This window comes from Rhodanobacter sp. C05, assembly GCF_002001165.1.
Lineage (GTDB): Bacteria > Pseudomonadota > Gammaproteobacteria > Xanthomonadales > Rhodanobacteraceae > Rhodanobacter.
In genome coordinates this window covers 151,572-167,865 of record NZ_MUNQ01000006.1, presented here as the reverse complement: position 1 = coordinate 167,865, position 16,294 = coordinate 151,572, and the positions used below count along the sequence as shown (strand labels likewise).

11 protein-coding genes are annotated in these 16,294 nt (G+C 61.0%); 9 read left to right on the top strand and 2 right to left on the bottom strand.

Translation table 11 applies throughout. From position 1 onward, the window contains the following. Positions 1-54 precede the first annotated feature (54 nt). The 5 genes from B0E51_RS03395 to B0E51_RS03375 all read left to right on the top strand — a co-directional run bounded on the left by B0E51_RS03395 (position 55) and on the right by B0E51_RS03375 (position 6,758). Entirely contained in the window at positions 55-1,107 is a 1,053-nt protein-coding gene (locus B0E51_RS03395; protein WP_077443650.1) for a LacI family DNA-binding transcriptional regulator, read from the top strand. Positions 1,108-1,205: 98 nt separating this feature from the next. Beyond that, positions 1,206-2,438, top strand: a complete 1,233-nt coding sequence (locus tag B0E51_RS03390) for a sugar MFS transporter (RefSeq protein WP_254424409.1) — start codon at positions 1,206-1,208, stop codon at positions 2,436-2,438. A 56-nt stretch (positions 2,439-2,494) separates the two neighbouring features. Continuing rightward, positions 2,495-3,475, top strand: coding sequence for a carbohydrate kinase (locus B0E51_RS03385; protein WP_077443436.1), 981 nt, complete (start codon positions 2,495-2,497; stop codon positions 3,473-3,475). Continuing rightward, positions 3,472-4,698 carry an AGE family epimerase/isomerase gene (locus B0E51_RS03380; protein ID WP_077443435.1) on the top strand — a complete coding sequence of 409 codons (1,227 nt, stop codon included), beginning with the start codon at positions 3,472-3,474 and terminating at the stop codon, positions 4,696-4,698. The genes B0E51_RS03385 and B0E51_RS03380 overlap by 4 nt, the downstream gene beginning before the upstream one ends. A 77-nt stretch (positions 4,699-4,775) precedes the next feature. Continuing rightward, positions 4,776-6,758, top strand: a complete 1,983-nt coding sequence (locus tag B0E51_RS03375) for a M1 family aminopeptidase (RefSeq protein ID WP_077443434.1) — start codon at positions 4,776-4,778, stop codon at positions 6,756-6,758. 69 nt (positions 6,759-6,827) lie between these two features. Here B0E51_RS03375 and B0E51_RS03370 read toward each other — a convergent pair whose 3' ends face one another. Beyond that, positions 6,828-8,660, bottom strand: coding sequence for a tetratricopeptide repeat-containing sulfotransferase family protein (locus tag B0E51_RS03370; protein ID WP_077443433.1), 1,833 nt, complete (start codon positions 8,658-8,660; stop codon positions 6,828-6,830). 68 nt (positions 8,661-8,728) lie between these two features. Further along, positions 8,729-11,779, bottom strand: a complete 3,051-nt coding sequence (locus tag B0E51_RS03365) for a TonB-dependent receptor (RefSeq protein WP_254424391.1) — start codon at positions 11,777-11,779, stop codon at positions 8,729-8,731. A 1,113-nt stretch (positions 11,780-12,892) separates the two neighbouring features. Here B0E51_RS03365 and B0E51_RS03355 point away from each other — a divergent pair. The 4 genes from B0E51_RS03355 to B0E51_RS03340 all read left to right on the top strand — a co-directional run bounded on the left by B0E51_RS03355 (position 12,893) and on the right by B0E51_RS03340 (position 16,259). Beyond that, a complete protein-coding gene (locus B0E51_RS03355; protein ID WP_077443430.1) occupies positions 12,893-13,585 on the top strand; it encodes a hypothetical protein in 693 nt (230 codons plus the stop codon). 1 nt (position 13,586) lies between these two features. Further along, positions 13,587-13,943 carry a metalloregulator ArsR/SmtB family transcription factor gene (locus tag B0E51_RS19085; protein ID WP_143525777.1) on the top strand — a complete coding sequence of 119 codons (357 nt, stop codon included), beginning with the start codon at positions 13,587-13,589 and terminating at the stop codon, positions 13,941-13,943. After that, positions 13,940-14,401 (top strand): SRPBCC domain-containing protein, encoded by a 462-nt coding sequence (locus B0E51_RS19080; protein WP_143525776.1) that lies wholly within the window; start codon positions 13,940-13,942, stop codon positions 14,399-14,401. Before B0E51_RS19085 ends, B0E51_RS19080 begins: the two co-directional genes overlap by 4 nt. A gap of 337 nt (positions 14,402-14,738) precedes the next feature. Further along, a complete protein-coding gene (locus B0E51_RS03340; RefSeq protein WP_077443428.1) occupies positions 14,739-16,259 on the top strand; it encodes a PLP-dependent aminotransferase family protein in 1,521 nt (506 codons plus the stop codon). The last annotated feature ends 35 nt before the right edge of the window (positions 16,260-16,294 follow it).

The following is a 16,294-nucleotide window of genomic DNA, read 5'->3' as shown; positions in this document are numbered from 1 at the left end:
GACGGCGTTGTGCCGACATGGTTACATTTGGATCGTTCCAATCTGGAAATAACGATGCAGAGCATCACCCCGGTCCGGCACAAGATCACCCTCAGCGACGTAGCAGCCGGGTGCGGCGTCTCGCGCGCCACGGTGTCATTGGTGCTGCGCGGCAGCCCGCTGGTGAACAAGCACACCCGTGCCCGCGTCGAGGAAGAACTGCGACGGCAGGGTTACGTCTACAACCGCGCCGCCGCCAACCTGCGCCGGCGCACCTCCTCCAGCATCGCCCTGGTGCTGAACGACCTGGCCAATCCGTTCTTTGCCGAATTCGCCGCCGGCGTCGACGCTGTGGTGGGCGAGGCCGGCTTCGTCACCCTGCTCGGCTGCACCAGCGAGTCCTCGACGCGCGAGCAGGCCGTGCTCGGCTCGTTGATCGAGCATGGTCCGGCCGGCATCATTCTGTCGCCGGCCGAAGGCAGCAGCGCACAGCAGGTACTCGCCGCCATGGGTGCGCAGACACCGCTGCTGCTGTTCAATCGCGAACTGGGTGGCAACCTGCCCGAATACGCGCACTGGGATCTGCTGGCGCTGGACAACCAGCGCGGCACACGACTCGCCACCGAGCACCTGATCGCGCAAGGCCATCGGCGCATTGCCTTCTTCGGCGGCCATCGCGCTGCCAGTTCCTGCCGGCAACGCCATGCCGGATATACCGAAGCGATGCAGGCGGCAGGTCTGCGCATCGAGCCGCACTGGCAGCTGGAATGTGCGCCGACCCGACTCGATGCCGCCAGCCAGACCGCCGCACTTTTCGCAGCTGCGCCGATGCCGACTGCGGCTGTCTGCTACAACGACGCGGTGGCACTTGGCCTGATGCTCGGCCTCAGCCAGCGCGGGCTGCAGCCAGGCCGCGACTTCGCCCTGACCGGCTTCGACGACATCGCCGAGGCATCGATGAGCATGCCGCCACTGACCACACTTACCACCGCACCGCTCGCACGCGGTCGTCAGGCGGCCGAATTGCTGCTGCAACGCCTGCGCGATCCCACCGCCTTGACCCGGCATACCATTGCACCGGTGCAACTGGTGGTGCGCGCAAGCAGCTGTCCTCCACCCACCGTCTGAGCACCCTCAGGGGAATCCACATGGCCTTTGCCACTCCACCGCAATCACCTCTCGCGACCACCTCCGGCGGTGGCAAGGAGCGCTACACCGATTACCCGATGGCGATGGGCGTGCTCACCACGATCTTCTTCATGTGGGGCTTCCTGACCTGCCTGAACGACATCCTGATCCCGCATCTGAAGTCGATCTTCCAGCTCAATTACGCCCAGGCGATCCTGGTGCAGTTCACTTTCTTCGGCGCGTACTTCCTGATGGGGATGCCGGCAGGCCGGCTGATCGCAACTCTCGGCTACAAGAAGGGCATCGTCGCCGGGCTTGCGATTGCCGGACTGGGTGCGCTGGGCTTCTGGCCAGCGGCAAGCCTGCACCTGTACCCGGCCTTCCTCGGCGCCTTGTTTGTACTGGCCACCGGCATCACCGTGCTGCAGGTGGCCGCCAATCCCTATGTGGCGTTGCTGGGCCCTGAGAAAACCAGCTCCAGTCGATTGACCCTCGCGCAGGCATTGAACTCACTCGGCACCACGCTTGCTCCCCTCTTCGGCGGCCTGCTGATCCTGTCCAACGTGGTCAAGGATCCAACTGACCTAGCCGCGCTGGCGCCGGCCCAACGACTGCTCTATGACACCCAGCAGGCGCAGGCCGTGCAATTCCCGTACATCGGACTGGCCGTGGTGTTGTTCCTGCTGGCGGCCTTCGTGTGGCTGTTCCGCCTGCCCGCCTTGACCGGGACCACCGATCAGGACGACCACGACAGGCATGGTTTCATCGAAGTGCTGCGTCATCCGCATGTGCTGTTCGGCGTGCTGGGCATCTTCTTCTATGTCGGCGCGGAAGTGTCGATCGGCAGCTTCATGGTCAACTACCTGTCGATGCCCGACATCGGTCACATGAGCGAGCAGGAGGCTGCGCACTACGTTTCCTTTTACTGGGGTGGCGCCATGGTCGGCCGCTTCCTCGGCTCCGCGCTGATGGCGAAATTTTCGCCGCGCAAGCTGCTGGCCACCTTCGCCGCGATCAATGCACTGCTGGTACTCACCACCATGCTCAGCAGCGGTGATGTAGCGATGTACAGCATCATCGCGATCGGCCTGTTCAACTCGATCATGTTCCCGACCATCTTCGCGCTCGGCATCGAGCGGCTGGGGCCGATGACCAGCAAGGCCTCCAGCCTGCTGATCATGGCGATCGTTGGTGGTGCACTGATTCCCTGGGCTGAAGGCAAGTTCGCCGACCACATCGGCCTTCAGCATGCCTTCTTCCTGCCGCTGCTGTGCTACCTGTACATCCTGTTCTACGGCATCAGCGGCTCCCGCGTTCGCACCATTCCGTAAGTCGCCATCGAAGGCGTTGCTGCTGCGATTCACTCCTCATCCAAGAAATCCTGACCATGTCCACGCGACCCATCCTGTGCTTCGGTGAAGCACTGATCGATTTTCATGCCGAGGGCGGCGACGTTTCCGGCTTTGCGCAGCGCTTCGTGCCGTTTGCCGGCGGCGCCCCTGCAAACGTCGCGGTGGCGGCGGCGCGACTCGGCGGTACGGCGCGTTTCGCCGGCATGTTGTCTCGTGACCGCTTTGGCGACTTCCTGCTGCACAGCCTGCAGCAGGCCGGCGTCGGTACCGACGACATCGCACGTGCCGAAGCGGCGAATACTGCGCTTGCCTTCGTCACGCTGGATGCGCATGGCGAGCGCAGCTTCAGTTTCTACCGGGAGCATACGGCCGACCTGCTGTTCCGGCCGGCGCATTTTCGTGCCGATACGTTCCGCGATATCGCGGTATTCCACGTCTGCTCCAACAGCATGACCGACCCGACGCTGGCCGCGACCACCCGTGAAGGCATGCAACGCGCGCATGGCAGCGGTGCGCTGGTCAGCTTCGACGTCAACCTGCGCCCGGCGCTGTGGCCTGCCGAAGTCGATCCGCGGCCGCTGCTGTGGCCGGCCCTGCATCTGGCCGACGTGGTGAAAATGTGCGCCGAAGAATTCGCGTGGCTCGCGGTGGATGGCGAACAGGCGGCGCTCGACCGGCTATGGCTGGGCCGCACCAGACTGGTGGTGGTGACCGACGGCGCGAAGCCGCTGCGCTGGTTCCATCCCGATGCCGAGGGCGAGTTGCCGTGTTATCCGGCCGAAGTCGTCGACACCACGGCCGCCGGCGACGCGTTCGTTGGTGGCCTGCTGTGCTGTCTGGCCGAGCTTGCGGCCGCCCCTGACCGGATCGAGCGACTGGTGACCGAACTGCCGCGCCTGCACGCCATGCTGCGTTTTGCTGCTGCCTGTGGTGCGCTGACCGTGACTCGCCAGGGTTCGTTCGCCGCCATGCCGCGTGGCGACGAAGTGCTGGCCTTCATGGAGCAGCAGGCATGAGCATGCTTGCGGCCATGCCGGACTTCCGCTCTGCTGCATTCCTGCGCAGCCATGTGGTGCAGACCATGGCGTTCTATCACCCGCGCGCGATCGATCCGACCGGTGGTTTCTACCACTATTTCAAGGACGACGGCACGATCTACAACCGCCGCCATCGTCACCTGGTCAGCAGCACGCGCTTCGTCTTCAACTACGCCATGGCAGCGATCGAACTTGATACGTCAGCCACCCTCCACAGCGAGTACCTCGATGCTGCACGGCATGGCCTGCGCTACCTGCGCGAGGTGCATCGGGATCCGCGCAGCGGCGGCTATGCCTGGACACTTATGGATAACCGGCCGGAGGATCGTACCAACCACGCGTACGGCGTGGCCTTCGTGCTGCTTGCTTACGCCACCGCCTATCAGGCCGGCATCGTCGAGGCCGCGGCCTGGATGGACGAAACCTGGCGTCTGCTGGAACAGCGCTACTGGGATGCCGCAGCCGGGCTGTACCGCGACGAGGCCGATGCCGACTGGCAGTTCAGCGACTACCGCGGACAGAACGCGAACATGCACATGTGCGAGGCGATGCTGGCAGCCTACCAGGCCAGCGACGAACCACGTTATCTGGAGCGTGCACTCACGCTTGCCGATCACATGACCCGCCGCCAGACCACCCAGACTGGCGGACTGGTGTGGGAGCACTACAACCGCGACTGGCACATCGACTGGGACTATCACCGCGACGATCCCAGACACCTGTTTCGACCATGGGGTTTCCAGCCGGGCCACCAGACCGAATGGGCCAAGCTGCTGCTGATCCTGGAGCCGCTGCTGCTCGAACGCGGCCGCGAGGAACACTGGCTGCTGCCGACCGCGAAGCGGTTGTTCGACACCGCGCTGGCACGCGCCTGGGACAAGGAATACGGCGGCATCTGCTACGGCTTCGCGCCGGATGGCAGCGTGTGCGACGGCGACAAGTATTTCTGGGTGCAGGCCGAATCGCTGGTCGCTGCTGCCCTGCTGCACGCGCGCACCGGCCTGCCGGTCTATGACGACTGGTACGGGAAACTTTGGGCGTACTCGTGGCAGCATTTCGTCGATCACCAGTACGGCGCGTGGTACCGCATCCTCACCCGCGACAATCGCAAGATCGACGACGAGAAAAGTCCGGCCGGCAAGACCGACTACCACACCATGGGTGCGTGCTACGAGCTGCTGCATGTGCTTCCACCGTACTGATACTGTCGGCGGGTGTGCTGCCATCGTTCCCCCATCACGCACCTGATGCCGCAAGCCCCATCCCCTGGAACTGATGCATGAAAAACCTCACGCTCCCATGCCTCGCCGCCTGCCTGTCGTTGCTGTGTGCAGCGGCGCTGCCGTCCCATGCGACGGACACCGGCACCTCTGCGCGTTTCGATCCGCGGCAGACGTTCGCCCCATTCGCCTACCCGCAGCCAGCGACTGCCTACCGCTCGGCCAGCGGCAAGCCCGGGCCGCTGTTCTGGCAGAACCACGCCGATTACCAGATCAAGGCCACGCTCGATCCGGTCAGCCGCAAGCTCGGCGGCAGCGAAGTGATCAACTACACCAACCACAGCCCTGACGCGCTCGACGTGCTGTGGCTGCAGCTGGATCAGAACCGCTATCGCAAGGATGCGCGCGGCGCATTCTCTGACAGCTTCCCGAAGGAATTCACCGATGGCTACACCATCGCCTCGGTCGAAATCGAAGACACGCATGGCCACACACAGGCAGCGACCTGGGTGATCTCCGATACCCGCATGCAGATACAGCTGCCGGAGGCACTGAAGGGCAACGGCGGCAGCCTGCGCGTGCATATCGCGTGGAGCTATACGGTGCCCGGCGAATTCGGTGGCCGTACCGACGTGAACCCAAGCAAGAACGGCGAGATCTTCGAGATCGCGCAGTGGTACCCGCGCATGTGTGTCTATGACGACCTGCGCGGTTGGGACACGGCGCCGTATCTCAACAGCGAGTTCTATCTCGAATACGGTGATTTCGATTATTCAATCACCGTGCCCTCGGACATGATCGTGGTCGGATCCGGCGAACTGCTGAATCCCGCCGAAGTCCTGACGAAAACCGAGCAACAACGGCTGGAGCAGGCACGCCACAGCGACACCACCGTGATGATCCGCACGGCGGAGGAAGTCACCCAGCCATCCAGCCGTCCGAAACAGGGCGGTACGTTGACCTGGCACTTCCGCATCCAGAACAGTCGCGACGTTGCCTTCGGCGCTTCCAAAGCATTCGTGTGGGACGCCGCGCGGATGAATCTGCCGGCCGGCAAAACCGCGCTGGCGATGTCGGCCTATCCGGTCGAAAGCGCTGGCAAGGATGCGTGGAATCGTGCCACCGAATACCTCAAGGCTTCGACCGAGTATTTCTCGAAGCAGTGGTACCCCTACCCGTGGCCAGTGGCGATCAACGAAGCCGGCACCGCTGGCGGCATGGAATATCCGGCCATCACCTTCGATGACAAGACATCCCACGGCTCGGAGCTGCATGCGCTGATCGCGCACGAGATCGGCCACAGCTGGTTCCCGATGATCGTGGGCAGCAACGAGCGCCGCGATGCCTGGATCGATGAGGGCTTCAACACCTTCATCGACATCTACGAAGCCGACCACTTCAACCACGGCGAATACGCGCCCAAGCGCGACAGCGAATATGCGCCTGCCAGTGGCAGCCCCGGCGACCAGATGGCCAAGGTGCTGGCAGATGCCGCCGCACCGTCGATGCTGATCGGTGCCGACATGGTGCCGGAGAAATACCGTCATCCGGTTACCTACTTCAAGAGCGCCTACGGCCTGGTGCTGCTGCGCGAGCAGATCATTGGCCCGGAACGCTTCGATCCGGCATTCCGCCGCTTCATAGCTACCTGGGCATACAAGCATCCCAGCCCGTCAGACTTCTTCCGCTTCATGGAAAGCGAAACCGGCGAAGACCTGGGCTGGTTCTGGCGCGGCTGGTACCAGCACAACTGGCAACTCGACCTGGCGTTGCAGAAAGCTGCGTACACCGACGGCGATTACCACAAAGGTGTCGACGTTACGGTGGCCAATCTTGACCAGCTGGTGCTGCCCGCCACAATCGAGGTGCTTTACGACGACGGCAGCAAGCAGGACGTGCGCGTGCCGTGGGAAACCTGGCAGCAGCACCGCAGCTACGTGATCCATGTGGATGGCACGCACAAGGTGACGTCCGTCAGTATCGACCCTGCGCATTCACTGCCGGATGCCGATCGCCGCAACGACACGTTCACCATGCCGTGAATCGATGGGCATCCGCTGGACGCTTCAACCTGCCGGAACTGCTTTGAATTCCCGCGAGTTGAAAACTCGTCACTCGCCAGGATGGCTCGAATAGCCCCAGTGTCGAAGCATGGGTTCGAGCGTGGGAAGCACCAACTCGAACTCCTGCTGATACCGCATCCAGCGATTCATGCCTTTTCTGTTGACTGGCTCGATGACCTGGTCGTAACTCGGCGTGGCGATATATCCCTTGTCGCGGGCGTGCTGGTGGAACCGCAGCATCGGCGTCGAATCATCCAGCTCAAGAAATTGGGCAATACGCGCTGTATGCCCGGAAAAATCTTCCACCAGATCCTCATAGCGTGACACCAGCACATCAGGCTGAAAGATACTCACATTCTGCAGCCAGTAATCCATCGCGCTCACGTAAGCGGAAGCCAGCCGCGGCAGGTTGGCGCATGCGGCACCCAGGATGCTGGAACGGAAGTTCTGCATATAGCAGCTCAGGATCACGTCGCACGGATGACGCACTGCAAGAATGAACTTCGCCCTGGGAAACAGCCGATAGATAAGCGGCAGCCAGAGCATGTTCAGCGGGTTCTTGTCGACCAGTTGCGCATCCCAGCGCCGCGGGATCTTCTCGGAAACCATGATCAGATAGAGCTTGCGTAGTTCGTCGCAATCGCGCTGCTGGAGCAGTTCCAGCCTGTCCATGATTCCCTCGCCATGACTCTTCAGCCTGTCGGCGAGCCGGTTGAAGAAAGGGTTCTCATCCATCGATTGCAGACCCGGATGTGCGTCCAGCATCTGTTCGAGCAGGGTCGTTCCGGAACGGGGGAAGCCTACGATGAAGACTGGCGAATCCGTTGCCTCGGGCGCTGTCGTTGCTGGCCAGCGGCGATAGGCGTCGGGGGTCACCAGTGGAAGCGCTGCCGGCAGCGCCGGGCACTCCGGCAGGAAGAACTCAGGCGACGCTATCCGCAGCTCCTGCACCTGCCATTCGTGCGCCGTCCGCAAGGCCTGCATTGCGTGGCCCGGCGCGCCGAGCTTGTCGTATGTCTCCGCCAACTCGAAATAGTGCGCGTAATCGCTGGTGTGCCGCGGTCCGCTTTGTTCCAGCACGGATCGCGCGTTTGCGTAGTCGCCGTTCCTCAGTGCCAATGTAGCGAACAGGTGTTGGACGTCGCTCCGCGCCGCCTCGGTCGACACCATGGGATCCTCAAGCAGGTCGCGCGCCATGATTTCGCTTCGGGCGAGTTCGTTCGTTCTTTCGTACACCTTTGCCAGTAGCAATCGTGCCTCCAGATGGGACGGGTTGCGGGCAATGAGATTCTCGAGAAGTACGACGGAGGACGGCGTGTCGCCCATCAGCTGCAGCAGTTTGGCCAGCTCCAGCTGCAGTGGTTCGCTTTCCAGCGGCAACCATGTCCGCCAAGGCTTCAGCAAGTCCATGGCGCCATGAAAATCCTGGCACAGGCAACAGGCGTTTGCTGCATGGATTCGCGTCAGCGGTGAACTCTTGTCGAGTTCGAACGCGTCAAGCAATGTCTCGCGCGCGGCCAGGTAGTCCTTGCGTGCAAGCAACAGCAAACCCAGCTGGACCTTGGGCATGAGATTGTCCCGATCCAGCCTGATCGCGGTCGCGTAGGCGCGCTCCGCTTCCGGTGTCACGCCACTTTCCAGCAATGCGGTGCCGTAGTTGCACCAATAGGCACTGCACTCGGGCTGCAACTCGGTCAAACGGGCGTAAGCCGCAAGCGCTTCGGCAAGACGACCTTGAAAATGCAGACTGAGGGCGAGCAACTGCATTACCTGCTCGTCATTGGGGTTATCGGCCAATTGCGCACGACAGAGTCGCTCCGCATCGGCTGGTCTCGCTGCCTGCAGGGCTTGGACGATCAGGGTGGCAGTTTCGGTAGTCATGGCATCAACAAAAAGGGCCGCGTGATCGACTCACGCGGCCCATCAAGGTTAACGCACTCGCTTGATGCTCAGAACTTGACCGTCACGCGGGCCCAGAAGTAACGACCCATCAGATCGAAATCGCTGGGATCCGTGTCGGCGTTGAGCGAGTTGTTCGCGTACAGCACGGGCGGCTGCTTGTCGAAGACGTTGTTCACGCCGAAGTCGATGCGCGTGTTGATCGGTTCGATGTTGTAGCCAAACGACACGTCGTTGTAGACGATGGCGCCGTACTTGAACTCCGCACCGGTGATGGAGCAGTGATAAACGCCGCCCGCCGGATTCGGCTTGCCCTGGTAGTAACACGTGCCGTCCGGAAACACATCCTGCGACGGGCTCTTCGAACCCATCTGGAAGCGGCCGATGTAGCGCATGCGCCATTCGGCACTCCAGTTGCCCAGCTGCCAGTCCACGAAACCCTGTGCACGCCAACGCGGGAACAGGCAGGTACCCTCGCCCGGGCAGGCCGCTTGTTGCGCCGAACCGTAGGACAGGAAATGGCCGGCATCGGTATAGGTCGTGTTGCCCGCCGTACCCGGGGCGGTCTGCAGGTTGTAATACTTCAGATAGGTGGCGTTGATGCCGAGCGTGAATTTACCGAAGGAGAATTCGGGCAACTTGTAGGACGCCGACCAGTCGACGCCGCCGGTGTTCAGCGTACCCAGGTTCGCGGTCGGCTCGCCGATGGTCAGGATCTGGCCCTGGTTGGGTCCGACGACCGGATTGCGATGAATCTGCGAGCAGAACGCCAGGTTGCCAGCGGCGCAGACGTCGAGGACGCTCTGCGCATTCACCGTGGTGATGGTGTTGTTGAGATACACATGCCAGAAATCAACCGTGGTTGACAGGCCTGGTGCCCACGATGGGCTGTAGACCGCGCCGAAGTCGAACGACTTGCCCTGCTCAGGCTTGAGCTGGATACCGGCGAATTGGGCGCCTGACAGAATGCCGGTGATCTGGTTGTTGGCGGCGACGGCCTGGTTGATGAAAGTGCCATTCGTCGGCACATTCACGCAGGCGGGGTTGACCGGCGTACCGGTATAGCCATTGCAGGGATCGTTTGACAGCTTCGGTGCGTCGGCCGCCGCCCCATTGAATGCCTCCGCGAGGTTGGGGGCACGGAACACGTTCGCCAGGGTGCCACGCAGCAGCAGATCGTCGATCGGCTTGTACTCCACCGCGAACTTGAAGTTGTTGGTGCTGCCGTAGCCATTGTCGTAACGCGAGTAGCGATCGCCGATGGTTGCGTTCAGCGACTTGACAAGCGGCAGCTCGCTGAGAATGGGAATGAAGGTTTCGGCAAAGACCTCCTTTACGTTATAGCCGCCCCGCGTGGCCGAGACACACTGGCTGCCCAGCACACAGGTACCCGCGACCGGGTCGAATGCCAGCAGCGGATCAACGTTCGAGTTGAGGAATTCCTGGCGGTAGTCGACACCAGCCGCCAATTGCACCGTGCCCGCGGGCAGGTTGAACAGGCCACCGTTGATGCCCGCGTGCCACTCCTTGAGGCTCGAATATTCATTGGTGACGGCCGGTGCCGCGGCGGCCTTCAGCGCAGCGACCGAACCCGGGGAGTACAGGTCGAACGGATTGAACCCCAAAGCCGTCGAAGTGATTCCAGCCGGGCAGGCGACAGGAGCCGCCGCCGTTCCGCACGCCAGGCCCGTGGCTGACATGTAGGAGGGACCCGTGTACAACTTGCCCGCATTCGGCAGATTCAAGGTCGTGGTGACCGCGCCGGAATGACCATAGTCTAGGCCGGTGTCCCAGTTCCAGTCCTGGCTGAACAGCGAGAAAGTACCCTTCAAGCCGAGATTGACCTGACCGGTGTTGGCGCCAAACGTCGCCTCACGGTTGCCGAGGGAGGCCAGGCGGGCATTGTAGGTCGGGCCGGCGCTGCTGAACGTGGCACCGAAGTGGTTGAAGTAATTGTTGACATCGATGATCGTGTTGGCGGCGACATAAGGCTGGTCGCCATAGACGCCAGGGGCCAGCTGGAAATCCGACGAGGTCTTGTTGAAATAGGCGTTCATGTAGGCCGACACGTTGTCGGACAGGTTGTAGGTGCCCATCACGAACGCATTGGTGCGCTCCTGCGGGGTCAGGATCAGGTTGAGCGCCGCGTAGTTGTACTTGTCGCTGGTCGGGCCGTTGTTCTGGTAGCAGTGGTAATTGGAGGTGTTGACCAGTTGGCTGTTGCCACCCGGGTTCAGCGCCACGAAGCTGCAACCAAAAAGTCCCTGCACGGGGGTGCCGGTGATCTGGATATGACCGTAGGGTGAAGACGACGATCCACCGACGCTGGCGGTCACCGGATGCGGCGCGCTCGGGCCCGTGCCATTGGTGCCATAGATCGACACCGCGTTCTTGGAGAAACTGCGGTTGCCCGCCTCCACGCCATCTTGCTTGTTGTATTCGATGCCGCCCATGATGCTTCCCTTGTCGGACGTCTGTCCGAAAGTGAAGCTGTAGCCCGACTGGTCGCCGTCGTTGTGGTCGGATTCACCGACGTTGGCCGTGAACTGCGCCCCCTGGTAATTCTTTTTCAAGATGAAGTTCACCACGCCGCCGATCGCATCGGAGCCGTAGGTCGCGGACGCGCCATCGGTCAATACTTCGATGCGCTCGATCATGGCAGCCGGAATGGCGTTCACATCCGGCGATTCACCTTCAGTTGAAGTGACCGTGCCGATCGAACTGATCACACGCTGACCGTCGACCAGGATCAGGGTGCGTTTTGCACCAAGACCGCGCAGGTTGATGGTGGAAGCGCCAGTACCGCCGCCGTTGTTGACCTGCGGATTGGTGTTGCCGCCCGTCATCGCCGGCAGATCCTGTACCAGGTCGCCCAGTGTCATCTTGCCGGTCGCCTCGATCTGCGCGCGGTCAATCGTGACCACCGGATTGGAGGTTTCCAGATCCACGCGACGGATCAGCGAGCCGGTGACCACGACGGTCTTCAAGGTAGCTACTTTTTTTGGAGGACTGGCTTGATCCGACGTTTGCGCATTGCTGGAATTCTGCGCTGCAGGCTGATTGCCGTCGGTCTGGGCAAATGCGCTGGTAGTGATACTCATGGCAGTAACCGCGCCGAGAGAAAGCGCGATCCGAACTGCCGAAGAAAGTTTCCTGACCCCAAGTTTCATGGCACCCTCCGGTTAAATTCATGGGCTGGGAAACATTTCCGCCCAAGTCGTTTATTGACCCCTTGTTGGAGCCATGTATTGCAACAGTCACGTAATGCTTTCGTGGCCATAAAATCTTGAACCGGCCCGATCACCCTATTTGGTGGTGATCCTTTAATGGCTATGCGCTAACCCGTTCTGGCAAGAAGGCGAGTGGCCAATTTCAGCAAGACATCGCGCTCGACGGATGCCTCAAGGAGCTCCGTCTTCAATCGCCCGACCTCAGGCGGTGCCACAGCCCTGTTTCCGCAGCGGAATCGCCGCACCCACACTCGTACTGCCTCACACTGAATATTAAGACGCGCCGCAGCCTCACCCGCCGTTAAACGGCGCTCTACAACCAATCGCACGGCTTCGGCCTTCAACTCATTCGAATAAAATTTTGCACGCATACATGCACCCGTCGTTAATAGCTCTCGCCTCTTGAATAACGCGCCGCACATACCTTTAAAGAGTGGAAGTGGTGAAATTCAAATACGTCACTGCGAGTTTCGACTCCACGCAGGAAGCTCGGCGATTTTTTTGATTACTATGTTTTGACGATATATAAACGAAATCAAACTTGGTATATCCACTGAGGCCATGATTTGATATGACCAATTTTTATATCCATTTCTCTGAATGCGCTTATGACCAATCCTTGAACGGGACAGGTTCGGCATGAGTGCGAAACAGTTGGTCAAACAGATTTTTATAACCACTTTTCCCTCTTTTCATATAACCAATGCGGGAGAATGGCGTGGTGCTGGAATCCGACCATCACGGTCCGATCCAAATTCCCAGAAGCAGCTGAACCCGTGTTCTGAAACACCACGATCCTGGCCATGCGCCTGGTCGGAGCATGGCCAGGCGTCATCGATCTGAGCGTTGCCGCACGGCGTTGCACGGAATCTTGTGTCCGCGCGTCTGTAATTTTTCCCCGAACGCGGATTGACAGCCTCGAGAACCCTCTCATATAGTTCACCATATAGTGAACTATATGAGAGGGGACGGACCGTGCGAACAATGATCGGGGCAGGCGCCTGCAGCCTGATTCTGCTGCTGAGCGCGGTCACGCGGGCCGGCGCCGAGAAGACGAAGGGCCCATATCCGACCCCGGCGTCCTTTGAGCAATTCCGGTTTACCAGCCCATCCGAGGAGATCGCCATGGCGCGCAGCGCCGCACCGACCTCGATCTCGAACGATGCCGAGATACTGACGCTCGGAAGCCAAGGCTACGAAACTGCAGTGAAGGGCAAGAACGGCTTCGTGTGTCTGGTCCAGCGTTCCTGGGGCGACCCGTTCGACGACCCCGAGTTCTGGAATCCCAAGGTCCGCACATCCCTTTGTTTGAATCCCGCCGCCGTGCGTTCCGTGCTCCCGAGCTATCTGGAGATAACACGTTGGGTATTGTCAGGCGTTCCCAAGGCCAAGATGATCGAGCGTACCAACGCGGCGATGGCGGCACACACTATTCCCGATCCGCTACCGGGCTCGATGTCCTACATGATGTCCAAGCAAGGCTACATCAACGATGGTAGCGGCCACTGGCATCCCCACCTGATGTTCTTCATGCCGCATACCGACGGCGCGACCTGGGGTGCCAACTCTCCTGGCGCGCCGGTGTTCTCCCAGGACATCAGCCCACAGATGACGATTTTCTTCGTCGTGGTATCGAAGTGGTCCGATGGAAGTCCTGCGTCCCCGGAGAAGCATTAGGATGCTGAATCATCCCACTCCGAACCTCAGCCGCACGTTTGCGGCCCTCGCCGATCCGACGCGCCGTGCGATCCTCGCGCGACTGGAACGCGATGAAAAAGTATCGATCAGCGCGTTGGCCGAGCCCTTCGCGATCAAACTGCCTGCGGTGATGAAGCACCTCGACGTGCTGGCCGATGCCGGACTGATAACGCGCTCGAAGCAGGGTCGCACGGTCGATGTCCGTCTGTTCCCCAAGCCGCTGCGGCAGGCCGCGGCGTGGCTTGAGCGTTACGAGCGCTTCTGGTCGCCGCGCCTCGACCGGCTCGCCGCCGTTGCCGAGAAAAAGGAAGCCGAGATGCAGAGGAAGAACAAATGACGAGCTTGACCCTGGTCCGGCGCATCGCGGCGCGCCCCTCGATCGTCTTCGATGCGCTCACCACCGCCGAAGGCATCGCCAGTTGGTGGGGGCCGGACGATGGGCCCGTGCTGGCAGCGCAGAGCGATGTGCGCGTCGGCGGCGACTACCTGGTCCGCTTCCGGATGCAGGATGGCAGCGAGCACGAGGCGCGCGGGGAATACCTAGAGATGGTCAGGCCCGAGCGCGTGGTCATGAGCTTCCGCTGGGCCTTCGGCGGGGCTCCCGAGGAGGTCGGCAACATCTCGCGTGTCGAGATGGAGCTGCGGGCGATCGGTGATGAGACCGAGCTCACCTTCACTCATGCAAACCTGATAGCTGCGTCCACACCGAGTGCGTCCAAACCGAGCCACGAACAAGGTTGGAGCGTGGCGCTGGACAAGCTGGTGCAGTGCCTGGCCGGTATCAATTCCCAATAGATTGCCATATCGGCGGGAAACCAAAACCGAGCGGCACGAAAGACAACTTAGATTTAGATGCAAACCCGCACCGGCCAAACGGGGCCTCTCGCCTGGTCACTGCAGTTCGCCTGACTTGCGACTGCACCAAGCCATGCACCTGGTGGTTCATCGATCCGATGTGCTGCCGGATGGCTTCCGGCACATGGCAACGCATTTGCCAGCGTTGGATTATTCCGTGCATTTCGAGGATAGCGTTGCTTGATGCCGCACGAGCTGTCGAAAAAGCCGCCTTTCGTTCGTCGCTAAATGAGGCCGGCTTCACGATCCGTCGATTTTCGCGCGAGGTACAGCCTGAATGTTTCTCGAACTTGATGGACAGGGCCCGCAGTACAGGCAACTGATTCGTGCCTTGAGGGCAGCCATCCTCAGTGGGCGTCTTGCGGCGCATGCACGGCTACCGTCCACGCGTGAGCTGGCTCTGGAACTGGGTTGTTCACGCATCACGGCGCTCGCCGCTTACGAGCAATTGCGTACGGACGGCTATATCGATGGTCAAGTGGGCTCCGGGAGCTACGTCAACGCACTACCGATCGAGACCATGCCTCAGTCTCAGGTCGGCACAACCAGCATAACGGCACAATCGCGATACGCGGAGCGAGCGCGACAGTTCCAAGGTCTGTCGATTGCGGAACGACATCGCGGCGTGCGCTTTGACATGCAATACGGATCCTCGCATATCAACCCATCACTCAGTGCCATCTGGGCACGGGAGCTGTCCCGGGCCGCAACCCAAAGTCCGCTTGGTTACGGCGCTGATCAGGGACTGTTGGCCTTGCGTGAACAGGTCTGCAGCTACCTTTCATTGCGACGCGGCATACAGACTTCCGTTGATCGTGTGCTGATCGTCAGCGGCACCGAGCAAGCCATCGCGTTGACCGCACGTGTGCTGATCAACGAAGGAGATACCGTAGCCATCGAAGAGCCTCATTACTGGGGCGCTTCGCAGCAGTTCAGCGCACATGGTGCACGCCTGCTTCCGATCCGGTCCGACAACGAAGGGTTGCTCTGCAGCGAATTGCCGGCAGTGGCACCACGTCTTGTGCTTGTCACCCCCTCCCATCAATTTCCATCCGGCGCGGTTCTGTCATTGACACGCCGAATCGAGCTTCTGAGTTATGCGGATAAAGCGCCATGCTGGATTGTCGAAGATGACTACGACAGCGAGCTCCGCTACGACTCACAGCCATTGGCGACCCTGCATTCGCTTGATAATCGCGACCGGGTGATCTATGTCGGAACCCTCTCCAAGGTGATGTTTGGCGCGCTCAGGCTTGGCTATATGGTCTTGCCACAGGCGCTTCGCGATGATTTCGTCAACGCAAAATGTCTTGACGACCGTGGCTGTCCGACGATCGAGCAGGCAGCGCTGGCACACTTCATGGAGGACGGCGGATTTGAACGCCATCTTCGATACATAACGAGAGAATTGCGGTCACGTCGCAGGGAGCTGATCGAAGGCCTGCACCGCCATGCCGGCGAACGCGTGGAGATCGGGGGAACCCATGCTGGCATGCATGTCGTCGTCTGGCTACCCGACTACAACCATGCACAGATCGATGCACTGATAACCCTTGCGTGCGAACGCGGACTGGGTCTGCATTCCATAGCACCCCACTACAACGAACGCCCGGTCGTGCCGGGCCTCATGCTCGGCTATTGCGGACTGTCCAATGCACAGCTGCGCGATGCCACGCAATTGTTTGGCGAATGCCTGGATGCGATTGACGCGATCGCGCGAAGGCACAACCCGAAGCAAGCTTTTAACGCGCCACGCGCGGCACTCGAATATTGCGGCGACTCAGCACGGTCGCTTTGAACGAACGCCTGGTTAGACCTTGTTGAATTTTTCTC